Genomic DNA, 15676 nt, shown 5'->3' with positions numbered 1-15676 from the left:
TTTAGGCCGATTCTTCTATATATCGCAAAAGCTTATTGTTCAATACAAGCGCGTCCGTAAGCCCCGTGGGCGGATTCAGTCTGAACAGTAATATCCTTGCCAGCTCTTCGGGAGAGGATATTATCTCCAGCATCCTTTCCTCCGGATACTCGTCCAGGTCGAATTTCGACCCCGTCAGGAGTTCGTACACCTTGATAAGATGCTTTATATCTTTCTGATCCAAAGCCCGTAAAGCCGCGATGATACCTTCCACCTGGACAAAATCCGTATTATCGGCGACATCCGAGAACACCAGCGCCTTGACCCCCTCAGGCAGGACGGATATATCGTCCACGTTGTCCAGCGCGACATCTATAGTATTATCCATCGTCGTATCTTCCTTTATCCTGGCGATCTCCGCGGCGATATCTTCCCGCGACACCAGGCGTATCTCTTCTCTTTCCTTCAAGAACGGGTATTTACCGTATAGCTCCTTCAGGAACCCCTCGAACCTTGCCCGCATCGCGAGAGGGACCAGTTCCTTCGTGATAATATGGTTCACTTTAGTCCTTCCCTGCTGCGGGACAAGTAGCGACATATTTATCTGGTGCAGTATTTCCATTTTACGGTAAAGGGATATCTTCATGGACAATTCGGCCGCGCCGATCGCGCCGCTGTATTCCCGGTCGGCATTCGACACCGCTACCGTTATCCCATATTTATTCCCGTCGGATACCAGGAGCCTGTTTATTTCCATGATAAGGGCGTCCCCATACTCACCGGTCATTACTCCCCCGGTCAGGATGAAGTTCTTGTCCCCCCTCATGGAGTGCATCAGTCTGAACCACCTGACCATTCTTTCAGCAAGCTTTGTAGCGGGCATCAATTTGCCGTCACCATCCCGAAGGTTCGCGGAAAAACACCCTCTGACCCCGCAGGCTTCGTCAACATCAGCGTCTTTCCCGACATCCGTCACAAAAGCCCCGCTTTGTTCTATCCTGGAGATATCAACGACCCCCTTTTCTATCCTGGCGGCGCCTATGCCAGTCCCTATGGCCACCACAACCGCGTCATCGGCCCTGTCATCGTTCAGGGAAGTGATCCCATGCGCCGTTCCGTCATTTACAAGGTTTACCTTGCCATACCCGAATTCTTTCTCTAGCTCCAGGAGCTCATCGGTCAGATCCTGGTACTCTTCGCTGACTGCCGCTCCGTTGCCCGGCCTATCCCATTTCGGCTCGTAATTCACCAGCCAGGATATCCTGTTGGTCAATGGATCCACTACCCCGGGAAGGGCTATCCCTAAACCGTCTGCAGCCACATTGTCTCCCGCTATGTCCTTTGCGAGCTCCCTTATCATCTTCCCGAGTTGTCTTCCTCCTTCAAACGTGGTTCCCACGGTCTTAGTGCGCAGAATATTCCCGTCCTCTATCAACACCGCCTTGATCCGTGTCGCCCCCACGTCGATACCGATAAAAGTACCCGTTCTTTCCCTGAAGCTTAGTCTTTCGACCAGGACCGGTGATTCTCTCAGTCCCGACATTTTTTCCCCCCGCGTCGAAAGCGGCAGGATCTCGACCTCATTGCCGGAATTGGCGAAATACCGCATCCTGGGAAAATTCGACACCAGCTTAGCCTTTATATTCTGGAATACTATGTTCTCCATTTTCCCGAAAGTTGAACCGATATAGATCTTCTTAGCGTTATATTCCGTAGCGTAATCATTGATCATCGACACCATCGCGCGCAATACCGGATCCTTCAAGGGCCCGCTGAAAATATCCTTCATCAGGGGGAATAATATTTTTTTCTCGCCGTATACGCCGCGATCCAGGGTTATCTCAACCTTATGGCAGTTGGGTAAAAGCGTCTCGTTGATCATGCTAAAGAGGTGTATCCATTTGTTTATATCCCCGCTGGCCTCCGCTTCGGCGACCATATCCCTGATCAGTTTTTCGTCGGACAGCGATATCACCCTCGGGCTAAGGTTCCTGGTCTTGGAGACCACATAATTGCCTATTACCAGGTGGTCCACCTTATCCATATAATAAAATGTGTTAAGCGCCTCTTCCGGGTGTTCTACCAACGGTTCCTGTTTATTGAACGAGGTATTGACCACAGCGGGAATACCTGTCTTCTCACCCAGTTTTTTCAACAGCTGCCAATATAAGGGACAGGCTGTCCTTGAAACGGTCTGGGGCCGCGCCAGTTTGTCCCCGAACTCGTGCGCGCCCGAAAGAACGGTCCTCTGTTTACCATACAGTATGGGGAACGATATGACCATGAACGGAGATTTCCCTATGCCCCTGAAATAATCCTTTGCGGCTTCTTCCAGGACGCTTGAAGCCGACGGACGCCATGGCTGGCGTCCCTTGATGATATTAGCCGTGTTATTCGCCTGCACGTCGTTCAGGTTGAGAAGTATACTACGGGCCCCTAAGGCCCTCGGACCGACCTCGGACCTGCCCTGGAACCAGGCTACCGCCTGTGCTTTCTCTATATATCCCGCGGTCTTGTCCAACAGCCTGTCTGTCGGCAGGTGCTCATAATCCTCGCCCTCTACGAGCCCGAACGCGTCAAGCGCTTCCCTGATATCGGCATCGCTGTATTCCGGCCCATAGAAAGCATGGTCCATTTCCCCCATCACATCCTGGCCATAGAATTTATGCGCCACCGAAAGAGCCGCCCCGATAGCGGTTCCGGAATCTCCCGCCGCCGGTTGCACAAAAATATTCTCGCCGAATACCAGTCCGTCGGAAATAAGCCTGCCATTCGCCAGGATGTTCAGCGTTATGCCCCCGGCCAAAGCAAGCTTATCTATATTGTTGGTTTCCGGGTTATCTTTAAGGTAGAACCTGACTATACTACTGACGACCTCTTCTGTCCGCTTTTGCAGGACATATGCCAGGTTGGCGTATGGCCTGTCGGTGGGATCCAACGGGTCCAGCTTACTGCTGGACCTTTCATTCGGCCTTATCCCCAGCTCGGCAAGCTTGTCCTGGAACGTTCTCGTGATCCTGTTCTTTCCATCGACCATCTCGCCGTAATAATAATATTCGGGATTCGACACTAAAGTGCCTGTTTCCCGATCGAACCTCATATAATCCCTGAATATCTCTTCGAGCTTATTGACCCTTTCCATTTCTACCGAGTCCCAGGGCTCCCCGTAAGGGGCGAACCCCATGACCTCGCCTTCCCCAGAATTAGGCTTGAACCCGAGATATTCTGTAACGGCTATATACATCCATCCCAGGGAATGCGGAAGGGTGAACCTGGATATCTCCTTCATAGCCCCGTTCTTGCATGCCCACACGCTTCCGGATTCCGTATCACCATATCCGTCAAGCGCCACGGTAAGCACATCTCCATCAAATCCCGACAGGTAATAGGCCGACGCGGCGTGCGACTGGCTATGCCCAACAAAAGACACCCGGGGCTCATGGTCCGTGCCATATGTCCCGGACATTTCATACAAGAACGAGTATACCCTGGCGACATCGAACCGGTCCTTGTTCCTTTCGGAACTTTTCCGGCGCACGACCTCGCCGGCCGGTATCCCCTTGCTAGCGGCATATCTTTCATCCATATCGCGGAAAAACACGTCATTGGGGTTCTCTGAATGCTGCGTGTCCACATAGTTATTGAAATTCCATCCGAACGCGATATGCCCCACATCATCCCATGTTATTTTCTCATCCTCCAAAAGCCTTCTGATAGCGTTTACCGGAAAAAGCGACGTATCATGCTTTTCCCTGGTCATCCTTTCCTCTTCCAGTGCCGCCACTATTTTCCCATCCCGGACAAGGACCGCTGTGGAATCATGCCATGAGCCTGATATCCCCAGTATATATCGCCCCTTCATCGGTTTTGTCACGTTCCCCGCGTAGACCTTTACGACGATACCGTCATAATACGTCCTGTCCTTTAATCCCAGATGCTCGATGGGAATGACCTTCTTGTCGTGGAACCTGACCAGTTTATCAGCATAGAATATATCCACTACCCTGTCATCGCTGATAGCTACCCGTTCAACGCCTTCCATACGCTCTAGCGCGCTTATAAGCTCATCTTTTGTGAAAGTATTTCCTCCCCGGCAGAACGTCACAAGCGCGTCCTTTATATGTCCGTACCCCTCCATACCCCGTTCTTCCATCATCTCCTTAAGAAGGTCTGATTCCTGCCTGTGTACCGAAAGGGTCTTTATCTGTCTTACGGTCTCGGACACACCTTTACTGCTGGACAAAAGCCATGTTCGCGTAATAAGCTCGTCCGCTCCGCTATCTATGATCTTAACTATGGAATTCTCGTTTATGCCGCCGTCAATGATAATGTCGACTTTCCTGGCAGGGTTAAGGTCTCCCATAAGATCCCTTAATTCCCGGACCTTATTCATGGATTCCTCGATGAACGGTCTCGATCCGGCACCGGGGATTATCGACATGATCATCAAGGAATCGATATCGTCAGCCAATTTCCGTAATGGCGTCGCGAGGTTTCTTATCTGCGTTTCAGGGTTGATGGCCAGCCCGACACCTATTCCCCTGCTTTTGATGTATCCGACCATCGTCTTAAGGTTCTCAAAGTTGTGGAAAGACTCGCAATGTATCAAGATATTATCGCGGCCGGGTTTAAGCCCCGCGTCGATCACCTGGTCTATAAGCCCGGCTTCCGGCTCACTTACCATGAGATGGACATTCATCGGGACCCCCATGTCCCTGAGCTCTCTTATCTGGTTCAGACAACTGAAAGGTTTCAACCCGGGCGTGAAAACACCGTCCAGATGGTCAAGATGGACTGAATCAACTCCGGCGGCTATCACTTCCCGCACTTCATCGGCTATGCCATCCACCCCGGAAGAGAGCACACTGAACCCGACCTTGATCTTACGTGTCTTGTCCCGAAGATAAACACTTGGGAGAGGCTCGTCAACTAGCGCTTTTTTCCCTTCTGTTACCTTTATGTTCAAACTGCCGGAGCCGCGCTTGTTCCTCTCCTTAAGCGTTACTTCAGCGCTATATTCCTCGTCATTCAAGGTAAAGCGTATCCTGGCGCTATCCCCCCTGATCTCGATATTCTCAAGGTCCAGGATATTTACCCACTCTTTACAAACGCCGGCGAACTGATGTTGCGACCATTTTTTTAATCCTTCCCTATCGTATGGACGTACCGACAGATAATCGGCTATCGATACCACGGTCAGGATAAAGTGTTTATTGGAGAGAAGTGACCCCTGGAAATTCATGGGCCCTTCAGAAGGGGTCTTGGGACCGAAAGTAGTATAGGCTGATAGAAGGTCGAATTCACCCGCGGCGTTAATATCCATTCCGCAGGTATTTAAAGAATTAACATTGATAAATGCTATTAATGTTAGAAATACGGCGATATTATGTATGAATTTATTTTCTGGCATTGTATACCCTTAACTTTTGTTTATTGTATCATTATTGTGTTAATTTGTAAATAGCTAACTAATATACGGTTGATCCTGATATTTTAGTTAAGAGGACGTTATTCTGAAGGAAAACCAACATGCGGAAAACACCGTTACACGACTTAAGTCTTTGTATTGTGATCTGTTGCGCGTATTTTTATGTTCCGGGACGCTGAAATGCCGGAAAAGACCACGATCCAACGATAGGCAAAAGACGATCCCGACCACAAAATACACCACGGATACCATCCCCCATACGGGAGAACCGTCCAGAAATGATCAAGAATCGCTCGATATTTTTTGGGACCGTTCTTACACGTGCGCGCTGGATAGGACCAGGGGATCTGGCTTTGTAACAGGTTCGCCGCCCACCTTGTCCTTCCAAAAGGATGGGTTCAGGTGGATGTTACAATAGACCTCATGGTTGTATATACTAAGGATATTCTTGCACTTGGGATACTTACATACACGATGATGGGGTGAGGTTTTTGCCTGCATATCGTTCATCCTTTACCGGTTGCCCCGATGTCGGTATTCGAACTCCGGAGCGTTAAGACGAATGTATCTGGATATGTACAGTGTTTATTATACTCCTCCCCGACAATTAAAGATAGTCTAAAACCCCTGGCTCCCATTCGTGCTCTATCCTCGACCGGGGCAATTGCGTCAAACCCGTTTTTTACCCGGCTTTTGGCATCGCGTACCAAAATGGTTTTAGCTACCAAAATTATTAACATTGACTGTATTTGTGCGGCGGGAATATAATAACCGACAGGGGGTATATATCGTATCGCGCTAAAAACGGGAGGAGAGATCATGTTTAAAAAGATATTTGTTCTGGTTCTGGTAGCTCTGTTCGCGGCACCCTTGTTCTCGGGAGCACAGGAGGCCAAACCCATTCAGCTCGCGGTGTTCGATCCCGTCCAGCTAGTCCCGGCAGACGAATCTATCGGAGGACTTCGTCTCAGCCTCTTCTATCCGGTCAATAAGGACGTGACCGGTGTCAGCGTTGTCGCTCTTGGCGTGAACAAAGCCACCGGCGACGTAAAAGGCGTTGAGATGGGCCTCGGGAACTGGGTCGAAGGTTCCGCCTATGGTGTTCAACTTGGTTTTGTGAACTACGTGGAAGACCGTTGCGTGGGCCTGCAGTATGGCGCGGCGAATATCACAAAAGGTGATTTTACCGGTATACAGTGGGGCATAGTGAACTGGACGGAAGGCTTCATGCACGGTATACAGGGCGGCCTCCTGAACGTGACAAAAGGTGAGGCTGTCGGCGTGGATCTGGGCGTAGTGAATTACAACAAAGGCTCGTTCAAGGGCCTCCAGCTCGGTGTGGTCAACTACACTGACTCCCTTAACGGCCTCCAGTTAGGTCTTGCCAACTACAACGGCAACAAAGACCCGCTGGAATTCATGGTATTCCTGAACTGGTCGTTCTAAATAAGGTTCCTGGCAAAAAAGCCCACCCGGTCATCGGGTGGGCTTTTTTCGTTCATGCGTTTCTATTGCTCCCGCGATAAGAGCGTTCCGGGATACCCGGTCGCCAGCCCGTCTTCCTCCTGGAACGTCCCGAGTCTAGTGCCGAAAATGTCGATCGTTCTTATGACCAGGAAATATCCGCCGGCTTCCTTAACGGTATCCTTTTGTACCCGTATTTGGGATACCCGAACATCATGGACCCGTAAGGAACGTGCCCTTCGGGAAGCTTCACCACTTCCTGGAATTTCGGATAGCTCATCATGGCCAGGTCCAGGAACCCCGCCCAGCATGTGCCTATCCCATAAGCGTGACAAACTATGTCCAATGTCGCGAGCGCTATCGTACACGCGCCCCTGGCGGTAGGGTCATCTTTCGGGGCATATGTGATAAGAACATGCGGCGCGTCCCTTAATATCACGTCAAAACCTTTCTTGCAGGTAGCGGCAATAGCGCCAAAATTATAATTGACCGCCATCGGATCACCTTTGTCGGCCAACCCCTCCATCCACTCGACGGCAAGGTCCTTAAGCTGTACGACCTTTTCCTTCTCGTATATGACCTTCCAACAGACAGGCTGCCGGTTCATCCCGGTCGGAGCGTATCTAGCGGCCTCTAGCACTTTCTCGATAACGTTCTTATCGACCTTCTCTTCTTTATAAGTACGTATTGACCTGCGGGACTTTATAAGCTGCCCGACCTGGCCAAAGCTGGCATTAAGTGCCGGGTCTACTTCCACGCACTCGCCTGCAGGCATCGTGCTGGTAGACAACGCGCCGTGCGGGCATACCGCGACGCAATGGCCACACCGTATGCATTTCTCCTCGGCCTTATCTATCCCCTTGGGGAAATTCCCTTCCTCGAACGCGATTATTGCCCTGGGGCACACCTCGGCGCATATCCCGCATTTAACACATTTTTTTTCATTTATCGATAGTAGCGGCATGCTTTTCCTTTCTTGGCCGTTATGGCTCGCTGCTCCTGAACGGACATTTGATCTTCCTGCCATCGGAGGCGAAAATACCTTTGCCGGAATGGTGGAGGGCCTTCGGCCTTTTCTGTGCCGTATCTACCCATGCCCTGACCGCTTTGAGGACAAAAAAATTGTATTTGTCCATCATAGCCGTGTCTACGACCTTGCATTCGATATTAGCGAAACACTCGGCGACAAGCGGCGCCTTGACACGAGCTGCCGCCTCAGGCGTAAGTCCGATCTCCGCGAACTTATCCGTGTCACGGCCCGACACGCTCCCGACGCGCACCACCTTCTTCACCAGGCCCGCCGGAGGTATAGCGATAACACATTCTTTCGTGGCTTTCAACATATCGAACGTATGGTTCCTATTACTTATGATACATCCAATAAGCGGCGGCGAGAACTCCATCATGGTATGCCACGACATGGTCATGACGTTCATCTTACCGCGTAGCGCCGTCGTGACCATTACGACCGGACCCGGCTCAAGAAGCCTATAGATCCGCGATATGTTATACGCTTTCTTTTTCATGGTGTTACCTGGATATTCTTTATATTCCCCACAGGATAACAGCGGCTACCATTTCCCCCAATGGATCTTCCCCTGGTCGAACTTATCCTTCGGCTTATCTTCACCCGTAGGATATCCTATGGGAATAACGTTCAGTGGAATGATATCCGGAGGAACGTTCAAGATCCTTCTTACGGCCGCCTCCCTGCCGTCGTCGGGATAGACCGCCGTCCATAACGCGCCCAGACCTAACGCTTCCGCCGCCAGCAATATGTTCTCCGAGGCGCACGAACTATCGATAATGGCAAAATCCCTGCTTTTCCCGAACGCTTTTTCAGGCATCGCGCATACGACGATAGCGGCACCGGCCGTATCAAGCATTTTCGCGTATGGCAAAGATGCCGAAAGAGAATCCAGATCTTTGCGTTCCGTAACAATTACGAACGACCATGGTTGCATATTAACAGCCGTCGGCGCGGCCATACCCGCCTTCACGAGCGTCATAAGATCGTCCCTCGACACTTCCTGCCCCGTAAAATGGCGAACACTTTTACGGTCATGTATAACGGTCAACGCGTCCGGTATGTCTCTGGCAAAAATGTCCCCGGACATGAACAACATGGAAAGAACAAGGACCAGAACCGATAACTTTTTCATGGATATCTCCTTCCCCGCATGTTGGCGGGCTACTCTTTCGGCTTTCGCAGGATAACGTACCCGACCCAAACATGGAAAAATAGTACACACAACACCCCGTATCGCACCACAAGCCACTCCCCGTCAAGGGAAGGCTCATCATTGTGGAAAATATCCTGCAGCGCCGCCATCACCAATAGCAGGCTAATGACCGACAAACAAAGTAAAACCATTGTTATGACCTTTTTGTATCTCATTCCAGGCTTTCCGCGGATAGTCGGAATATGGCATTTAAAGGTATGGACTGTTCCGCCTTTCGGCCGATCTACTCTCTGTAATATATGTTGTCTAGCAGGCACCCTATGAACATGCCCACAACGACCCAGAACGCTACCATTAGAACATATCCGAGCACGGTAAAATCATAAATAAGGAACGCCGCCCCGCCGACCTCGATAGGTAGCTCCAAGGCCCTGCCTATATATACTATAGGTAGTTCCAGGACCGCTATCGCGGAAACGACCATCTTGGTCAATGGTATCCTGCCAAACTCAAAGTCCATCAGGACAAGCAGCAGGAATATCCCGAACAAAGCCATCGGAACGAACAACCCTGTCAGTGCCCCCCTCAACCAATATCTTTTAGCCCTCACGTCCCTCCTTGTGTTAAGTACCAGGTCCCATTCTAAATCTTCCCACCCAAACACTACTTTTAAATTATAACCCTTCCGGGAATAGATTTAAACAGTATATCTCGGGTACGTCCGAGGCATACCGGGCGATCCGACATCAGGACGTCCTCACGCGCGTTGGGCGAACCCAAGGATATACCCGTCTTGATCCCTAATGTAGAATTCCGTCATCCCATACCAGGTAGTTAAGAGGTCTTTAACGATCTCCACTCCTTTTTCCCTGAAAGAACCATACAGGCCATGGACATCGTCCACATCAAAATAAAAAGTCGCGGACGCCCCGATAGGCACCCCTTTAAGCGGCGGGACATCCTCCGCGTACACATCCCTGCGCATGAACATGACGAAAACTTCTCCCCTGCTTACCATGGCATAAACATATTCTTTGCCGTCAACAAGGCTTGTTTCTATCGCCTGCTCGTTTTCCAGCACAAGCATGTCCAGTTTAAAACCAAGCTTCTCCGTGTAGAACCTTACCGCCTTATCCACATCAAGGACCATCAGGTCCGGAGTAACTTTCTTGAACTTGACCTCCATCGCGCTCCTCTTTTCCGTAAAAACCCCGGCGCATTCGCGTCTATTCGTTGAATATATCGTTAAGACGGGCCTCATAGGGTTTAAGCGCCGACACTTCTTCTTCCGAGACCATCTGCATCAGGTTCATCGCGTTCGGGTCCATACCGCTATTCCGCATCTGCAGTGCCGAATACCCCATGGAGACCTTCTGCGCGAGCTCGGTGAACTCCGGCATTGTCATACCATACTTGGCGCACAAGCCATCCAGCTCATTTTTCATCTTAAGGCCCATAGCGGGATCCACGCCGTCTTCAGAAGCGTTCTCCCCGTAATTTTCCAGGAATGCTTTATATTCGGGGAATATCCCTATGAACGCCTCTATATTTGACGAGTTAAGTGTGGTATGGTCCGCCGCCATAGCGGATACCGGGACAAGACACATAATTACACTGATAACGACGAGCACCTTCCTGACGTACCCCATATGCCCTCCTTGGTAGGCCTTGCGTTTAAATAAGATCGGGCGTGTTTTCCGCCCCTGCCCCACTGGATGTCACCCTTCGATCCCTGGACGAACCGCGGGGTTACCCTAGAACCATCCCGGATCATTTTGAGCTCCAGTATTCCTGCTCAGCCCCTATTTTTAGGAACCCTGCTTCCTGGGCCGTTTCACATGCCAGGAGCATCGTAAAGAAAATCATCACAATAAAGGCCGCCGTCCGGAAAAGGCTTCCCCTGTCTTTCGCCATCTTTACCATTATAATACCCGGCAGTATGCCGAAAACCACTACTATGCCGAACCCGCCCGCGACGTCGATGGCTTTCAGGAAAAGACCGGGATAGACCATCGCGACCAGGAAAGGCGGTCCGAAGGAAAGCAAAAGTATCGCGTACCCGGCGGGTTCTTTATACCGTAACGCGAGGAGCCCACGCATGAACCCGGTCAGGGCGACACCCGTGGGGATATATGACGTGGCTATCGCGGCAAGCGCGAAAAACATCCCCGCTCCGGTTATTATCCTGGAATTCAGGGCTAAGGCCAGCGGTATGGTAGCGGGATAATCGTTCTGCAGCGCGCTGAGGATCGTCGCGTTCCCGGGCCCGGACAGTGGAAGCGCGCCCATCACAACGGTTATCCACAACAAGTTCATGCCCGTGGCTATGGAGCTTCCCAAAAGCACCGCTTTGAAGGCGGCATTCTGGTCGCCGTTAAGGTTGCGGCAGACAACGGGTATCACGTTATGGAAAGAGAACGCGACGATCATTATGGGGATTATGGAAGTCACCACGGACCAGTCCCTGTAAGCGTAGCGGGTAACGTCTATATGTTTTCCTGCCAGAAAAAGAAGCGCCAGAAAAGACCCTACCATCGCTATCATGATAACGGCGTTCGCGTTCTTGGCCCTGTCCGCGCCCATGAGGGCCAGTCCCGTAAGGACGACGAAGACCATGAGCATCCAGGCGCGATCAGGAAGACACCCGGGCGCCAATGTCCCGAGTATCGCGGCTGAACCCGTCAGGTATGCCACTAAAATGCCGTAATAATTCACGAGATAACCAAGAACGCTTACCCATTTGCCTTTCGGACCTATTTCTGTCTGGAAAAGCGTCGGGTAATCTCGTGATCTTTCTTTCGGATGCGTGAATTTATAGATGAACACAGTTGCCGTGGCCAGCATAAAAAGCCAGACGACAAAAACGGTCAGGATAGACGGTATTAGCCCGGCCATACCTGTCTTGATGGGGAGGGCGAGTATCCCGGCCCCGATCGTCATTCCTGTTACGAACAGGCTGTTCGTGAATATTTTCACAAAAGGCACTTTTTCGGTCATCATGTACCCCGTGGACATTTATGGGTGATCTTGATATTTCCGGCGCCAAGGACATGGCCGAACTTACTCATTATAGGTTATTTACGAATAGATGTGAACGAAAAACTTGAACAGGCCGTACGGGATATCTCCGGGCTTCATACGAGCGGGCGAAGAATGCTATTCCCGGTCAGGCAGGGACCCGTTCCTGACACGTTCTTTTGTCCTGGTGCGGGCTTATTCCTGTACTTTTTCCCGGATCATTCCGGAGAGAGCGCCGCCAACCTCGGGAACATAACGGTGAACGTCGTTCCTTCCCCGAGTTTGGAGACCACCTTCATATCCCCGCCATATTTTTGGACGATCTCATAACTGATACTTAATCCCAAGCCCGTCCCTTTCCCCGCGGGTTTCGTCGTGAAGAACGGATCGAAGATCTTTGAGAGAGCGTTTTCCGGTATCCCTGACCCCGTATCGCTAACCTCGATATAAACAAAATTGTCATCATAAAACGTCCTTATCAAAATAAGGCCATGGCCATCAATAGCCTGCACGGCGTTCATGATCAGGTTCATGAACACCTGCGACAATCTCTGCTCATTACACTTGATCCGGGGTAGTCCTGGGTCATAGTCCTTCTTGACCTCAGCTATATATTTTACCTCGCTATCGATGATATTAAGCGTTCCTTCAAGTATCTCCTCTATTGATACATCCTTGACATCATCCGTATCTTTACGCGCGAACGTCCGTAGGTCAGCGATGATCTTCCTTATCCGTTCCAGCCCTATCTTGGACTCATCCAGCAATTTGTAAACGTCATTGATTATATAATCCAGGTTCACCTCATCATATATACGGCAGACTTCCCGAAGAAGATCATTGGCTTTTTCCATTTTGTTATTATTTATCAGGTCTACGATCTTTTTAATAACGCAAAGCACCTTTAGGAGGTCCGTCGTATAATTCTTCATACATTCCATATTACCGCATACAAAAGACAGGGGATTATTGATCTCATGAGCGACCCCCGAAGCCAACCGGCCGATAGACGCTAATTTTTCAGACTGGAACAACTGGGCGTACGCGTATTTAAGCTCTTCATGGGTTTTCTGCAGGTCCCGGAGGGCTTTTATCAACGTCTGTTCGTTACTCACAAGGCTCTCGTTCATCTGGATCAGCTCTTCAGAGCTCAATTCCATGGACCGTTCGAGCATCTTCCGGTCCCCGTCAAAAGAATGGTAAGCCTCATTAACAGCTTCTATGAACTGTTCACATTCGAACGGTATCTTATCTTCCCCAAACGGGGAATATTTCTTCAGCTGGCGCTTCAACAATGAATGTCTTTCCATAAAGTCTATACCTCACCAAATGTTGTGATCGTCATCGTCTGGTTATGCAGTTCGCATTTCGCCCCGGGTGTGAACGGCGATATCTCCCCATATGAGTAGAATCCTGTCAGCGTTGCCTGCCCCAGGATATCCCGTACTCCCTCGACCTCTTCTTCCACACGCTGTTTCAGGATCAATTTACGCCCGACACAACTGATCAATATGGCCAGCTGCGCTTGTTCATCCCCGATAGGCGTGCGGCTCTTCTGTGCGGCTTTTACCGCGCCATCGATCAGGCGGTCAAAATTGGCTTTCATGAAACGTACCATGGTATTTTCCGGTATGTCACCGGCGAACGTCAGGCTTTGCTGTTCTTCGTCAACGGCTAAAATAGTACGAACCACTCGCTCTTCCCTGTCCTCCTCAGCTTTAAGGCTCAGCGGGAACAATAAACCCGTAGCGGGCAAACCAGCGGCGTGTTCCCCCAGGTATTTTTTATAAAGCTCCAGGGCCGACTGGCCGTTCAATTCATACAAAACATTCCCTTTTGACCTGGTGACCTTGCGTTCCGGCCCGAAAGGGTCCCATCCCCCCAGTGAAGCGTACCCTATCTTAAGGTCCGGTCCGTAGAACCCGATGGCCGCGACACGGTTCTTTTCCGAAGAATCGTTCCACATGACATATGTCTCTTTGAAGTTCGGCCCGTCACCCGAAAGCCCCCCGGTAACGCCCACATTGTCGGGTAAATGTTCGACCAGCCCACGGACCAGTTCGGTCCCATTGACCTTCAACCCGTCAGAAAGGACAAAAACATGGCTCAAGCCGGTATGGTCCAGCCCCTGCGCCAGCCGCTGTCCTATTGGATAACTTTCCTGGGCGCCGGAAACGTCGCTGACGCATCCCTTTACAATGGTCTTATTGAACTGGATCGCGGTTACGGTCACCGTGTTATCGAACACATGCGTCCCGTATATCTCGCCCGAAGTAGAACATCCTAAAATAATGGCGTTAGGGTACCATGCCCGTATCTCACCTGAGAACCTGTTCTCTTTCATAAGTGACGTCGCGCCGAAGACCAGTACCAGTTGGACCCTACCCCCATCGGGTATACGCGATTCGCATTTCCAACCCTTGCTTTCAGTAAATATCCTTTGTTCGCATATCATTTTTATCCTCCTTGGAAAACACGGTAACATTCAGGACGAGTGCCGATACGAGCCAGCACTTACCACATAAAGTGCGCCTGTCCCCGGCCGCTATTGCGCTTCGAGCCGTTTCTTTTCCGCGCACTCAGGGCACAGGCTGCTCAAGACCTGTGTCCTGGAATAGTTCTCGAAATATTTTTCAAGCTGGATCCAGTATCCCTTATCGTCCCGCATCTTCTTGCACCAGGAACATATCGGAAGAAGTTCACTCAACGTATCGATCTCTTCGAGCGTGATCTCCAATTGCCCATTGACCTCCAAAAGCTTGCGTTCCTCCCTGCGTATGTTCCTGAGTAGAACCACCATGGTCACGACGGCCAGGGTCACAAGCGGTACCGCGCAAATGATCGTACAGTTTATGATATGGACCACGTTCATGGGGCCAAGCTTGAATAGAACGATAAAAAAGATCGAACTTACCAGGCAACAACCGACCAATATCCCTATGATCGAGAATATTGTCGCGACCCGGACATCCAGGACCCCCGACGCCTTTTCCTCAAGTACGCCGCAGCTGAATTCCCAGATAAATGCCAGGAGAACAAAAGCAACCAGCGTTCTAAGGGCCAACAGGTCGACCCCGAAAATAAGAGAGGTCACCGTAATAACCCCGAGGAGAACCGTCATACGTCCTATAGAGACGCGTGGGAACCTCATCGTTCATCCCCTTCCTCTTCGAGCCTGCGCGCGCACTCATCGCACATACTATGCGTGAACCGCGCTTTTGAATGAGTCTCGACGAACGTCTCGATACGCCTCCAGTACCCCGCGTCATCCCGGACCTTCTTGCAAACAGGACAGATAGGGAGCATTCCCCTCATCTGTCTACTCTCAGATAACGCTTCCTGCAACTGCCCGTTACGATCCCGCAACGCGGTCCGGCTAAGTATAAGCCTGTTCTTTAAAATAAAGAACCAGGGCACCAGGATGATGGCCGAAAGGACCGGCTCCATAAAGGCCAATAGATAGACCATGCGAAAATCGGCTCTCGGGACATGCTGTCCGTACAATAGACAGATCATCTCGCTGGAAACAGCGAAAATAACGGCAAGAACAACGGTCAACACGATATTCTTTTTTTGCATTGGTCCCTGGCTATAGATCAAGCGA

14 protein-coding genes are annotated in these 15676 nt (G+C 50.7%); 1 reads left to right on the top strand and 13 read right to left on the bottom strand.

The features are described from left to right. Window position 1: 1 nt before the first annotated feature. The gene (locus tag PHH49_07945) at window positions 2-5302 is read right to left on the bottom strand and encodes a carbamoyltransferase N-terminal domain-containing protein (protein MDD5488869.1); all 5301 of its coding nucleotides are present in this window, start codon (window positions 5300-5302) and stop codon (window positions 2-4) included. Between the two features lie 924 nt (window positions 5303-6226). Between PHH49_07945 and PHH49_07940 the strand changes: the two genes are divergently transcribed. Beyond that, window positions 6227-6853 carry a hypothetical protein gene (locus PHH49_07940; GenBank protein MDD5488868.1) on the top strand — a complete coding sequence of 209 codons (627 nt, stop codon included), beginning with the start codon at window positions 6227-6229 and terminating at the stop codon, window positions 6851-6853. A gap of 160 nt (window positions 6854-7013) precedes the next feature. On the opposite strand, the gene PHH49_07935 is transcribed toward PHH49_07940, so the two are convergent. The 12 genes from PHH49_07935 to PHH49_07880 all read right to left on the bottom strand — a co-directional run. Then, on the bottom strand, window positions 7014-7898 hold the full coding sequence (locus tag PHH49_07935; GenBank protein ID MDD5488867.1) for a nitroreductase family protein: 885 nt from the start codon (window positions 7896-7898) through the stop codon (window positions 7014-7016). Further along, a complete protein-coding gene (locus PHH49_07930) occupies window positions 7855-8397 on the bottom strand; it encodes a flavin reductase family protein (protein ID MDD5488866.1) in 543 nt (180 codons plus the stop codon). Before PHH49_07930 ends, PHH49_07935 begins: the two co-directional genes overlap by 44 nt. Before the next feature lie 45 nt (window positions 8398-8442). Then, window positions 8443-9033, bottom strand: a complete 591-nt coding sequence (locus PHH49_07925; protein MDD5488865.1) for a nitroreductase family protein — start codon at window positions 9031-9033, stop codon at window positions 8443-8445. 29 nt (window positions 9034-9062) lie between these two features. Next, window positions 9063-9245 carry a hypothetical protein gene (locus PHH49_07920; GenBank protein MDD5488864.1) on the bottom strand — a complete coding sequence of 61 codons (183 nt, stop codon included), beginning with the start codon at window positions 9243-9245 and terminating at the stop codon, window positions 9063-9065. A 92-nt stretch (window positions 9246-9337) separates the two neighbouring features. Next, window positions 9338-9664 carry a hypothetical protein gene (locus PHH49_07915; protein MDD5488863.1) on the bottom strand — a complete coding sequence of 109 codons (327 nt, stop codon included), beginning with the start codon at window positions 9662-9664 and terminating at the stop codon, window positions 9338-9340. A gap of 147 nt (window positions 9665-9811) precedes the next feature. Continuing rightward, window positions 9812-10315, bottom strand: a complete 504-nt coding sequence (locus PHH49_07910; protein MDD5488862.1) for a VOC family protein — start codon at window positions 10313-10315, stop codon at window positions 9812-9814. Next, window positions 10281-10703 carry a hypothetical protein gene (locus PHH49_07905; protein MDD5488861.1) on the bottom strand — a complete coding sequence of 141 codons (423 nt, stop codon included), beginning with the start codon at window positions 10701-10703 and terminating at the stop codon, window positions 10281-10283. Before PHH49_07905 ends, PHH49_07910 begins: the two co-directional genes overlap by 35 nt. A 121-nt stretch (window positions 10704-10824) precedes the next feature. Beyond that, entirely contained in the window at window positions 10825-12069 is a 1245-nt protein-coding gene (locus PHH49_07900; GenBank protein MDD5488860.1) for an aromatic amino acid transport family protein, read from the bottom strand. Window positions 12070-12290: 221 nt separating this feature from the next. Next, window positions 12291-13382 (bottom strand): ATP-binding protein, encoded by a 1092-nt coding sequence (locus tag PHH49_07895; GenBank protein MDD5488859.1) that lies wholly within the window; start codon window positions 13380-13382, stop codon window positions 12291-12293. 5 nt (window positions 13383-13387) lie between these two features. After that, window positions 13388-14527, bottom strand: a complete 1140-nt coding sequence (locus PHH49_07890) for an FIST N-terminal domain-containing protein (protein ID MDD5488858.1) — start codon at window positions 14525-14527, stop codon at window positions 13388-13390. 90 nt (window positions 14528-14617) lie between these two features. Continuing rightward, the gene (locus PHH49_07885) at window positions 14618-15223 is read right to left on the bottom strand and encodes a hypothetical protein (GenBank protein MDD5488857.1); all 606 of its coding nucleotides are present in this window, start codon (window positions 15221-15223) and stop codon (window positions 14618-14620) included. Then, window positions 15220-15676, bottom strand: a 457-nt coding sequence (locus PHH49_07880) for a hypothetical protein (protein ID MDD5488856.1), incomplete at its 5' end; no start/stop codon positions are given. The genes PHH49_07880 and PHH49_07885, both read right to left, overlap by 4 nt.

It is taken from the genome of Candidatus Omnitrophota bacterium, from assembly GCA_028715965.1.
Classification (GTDB): domain Bacteria; phylum Omnitrophota; class Gorgyraeia; order Tantalellales; family Tantalellaceae; genus JAQUQS01.
Note: the sequence above shows the minus strand (reverse complement) of the source record. Positions and strands in the feature narration are given on the sequence as shown.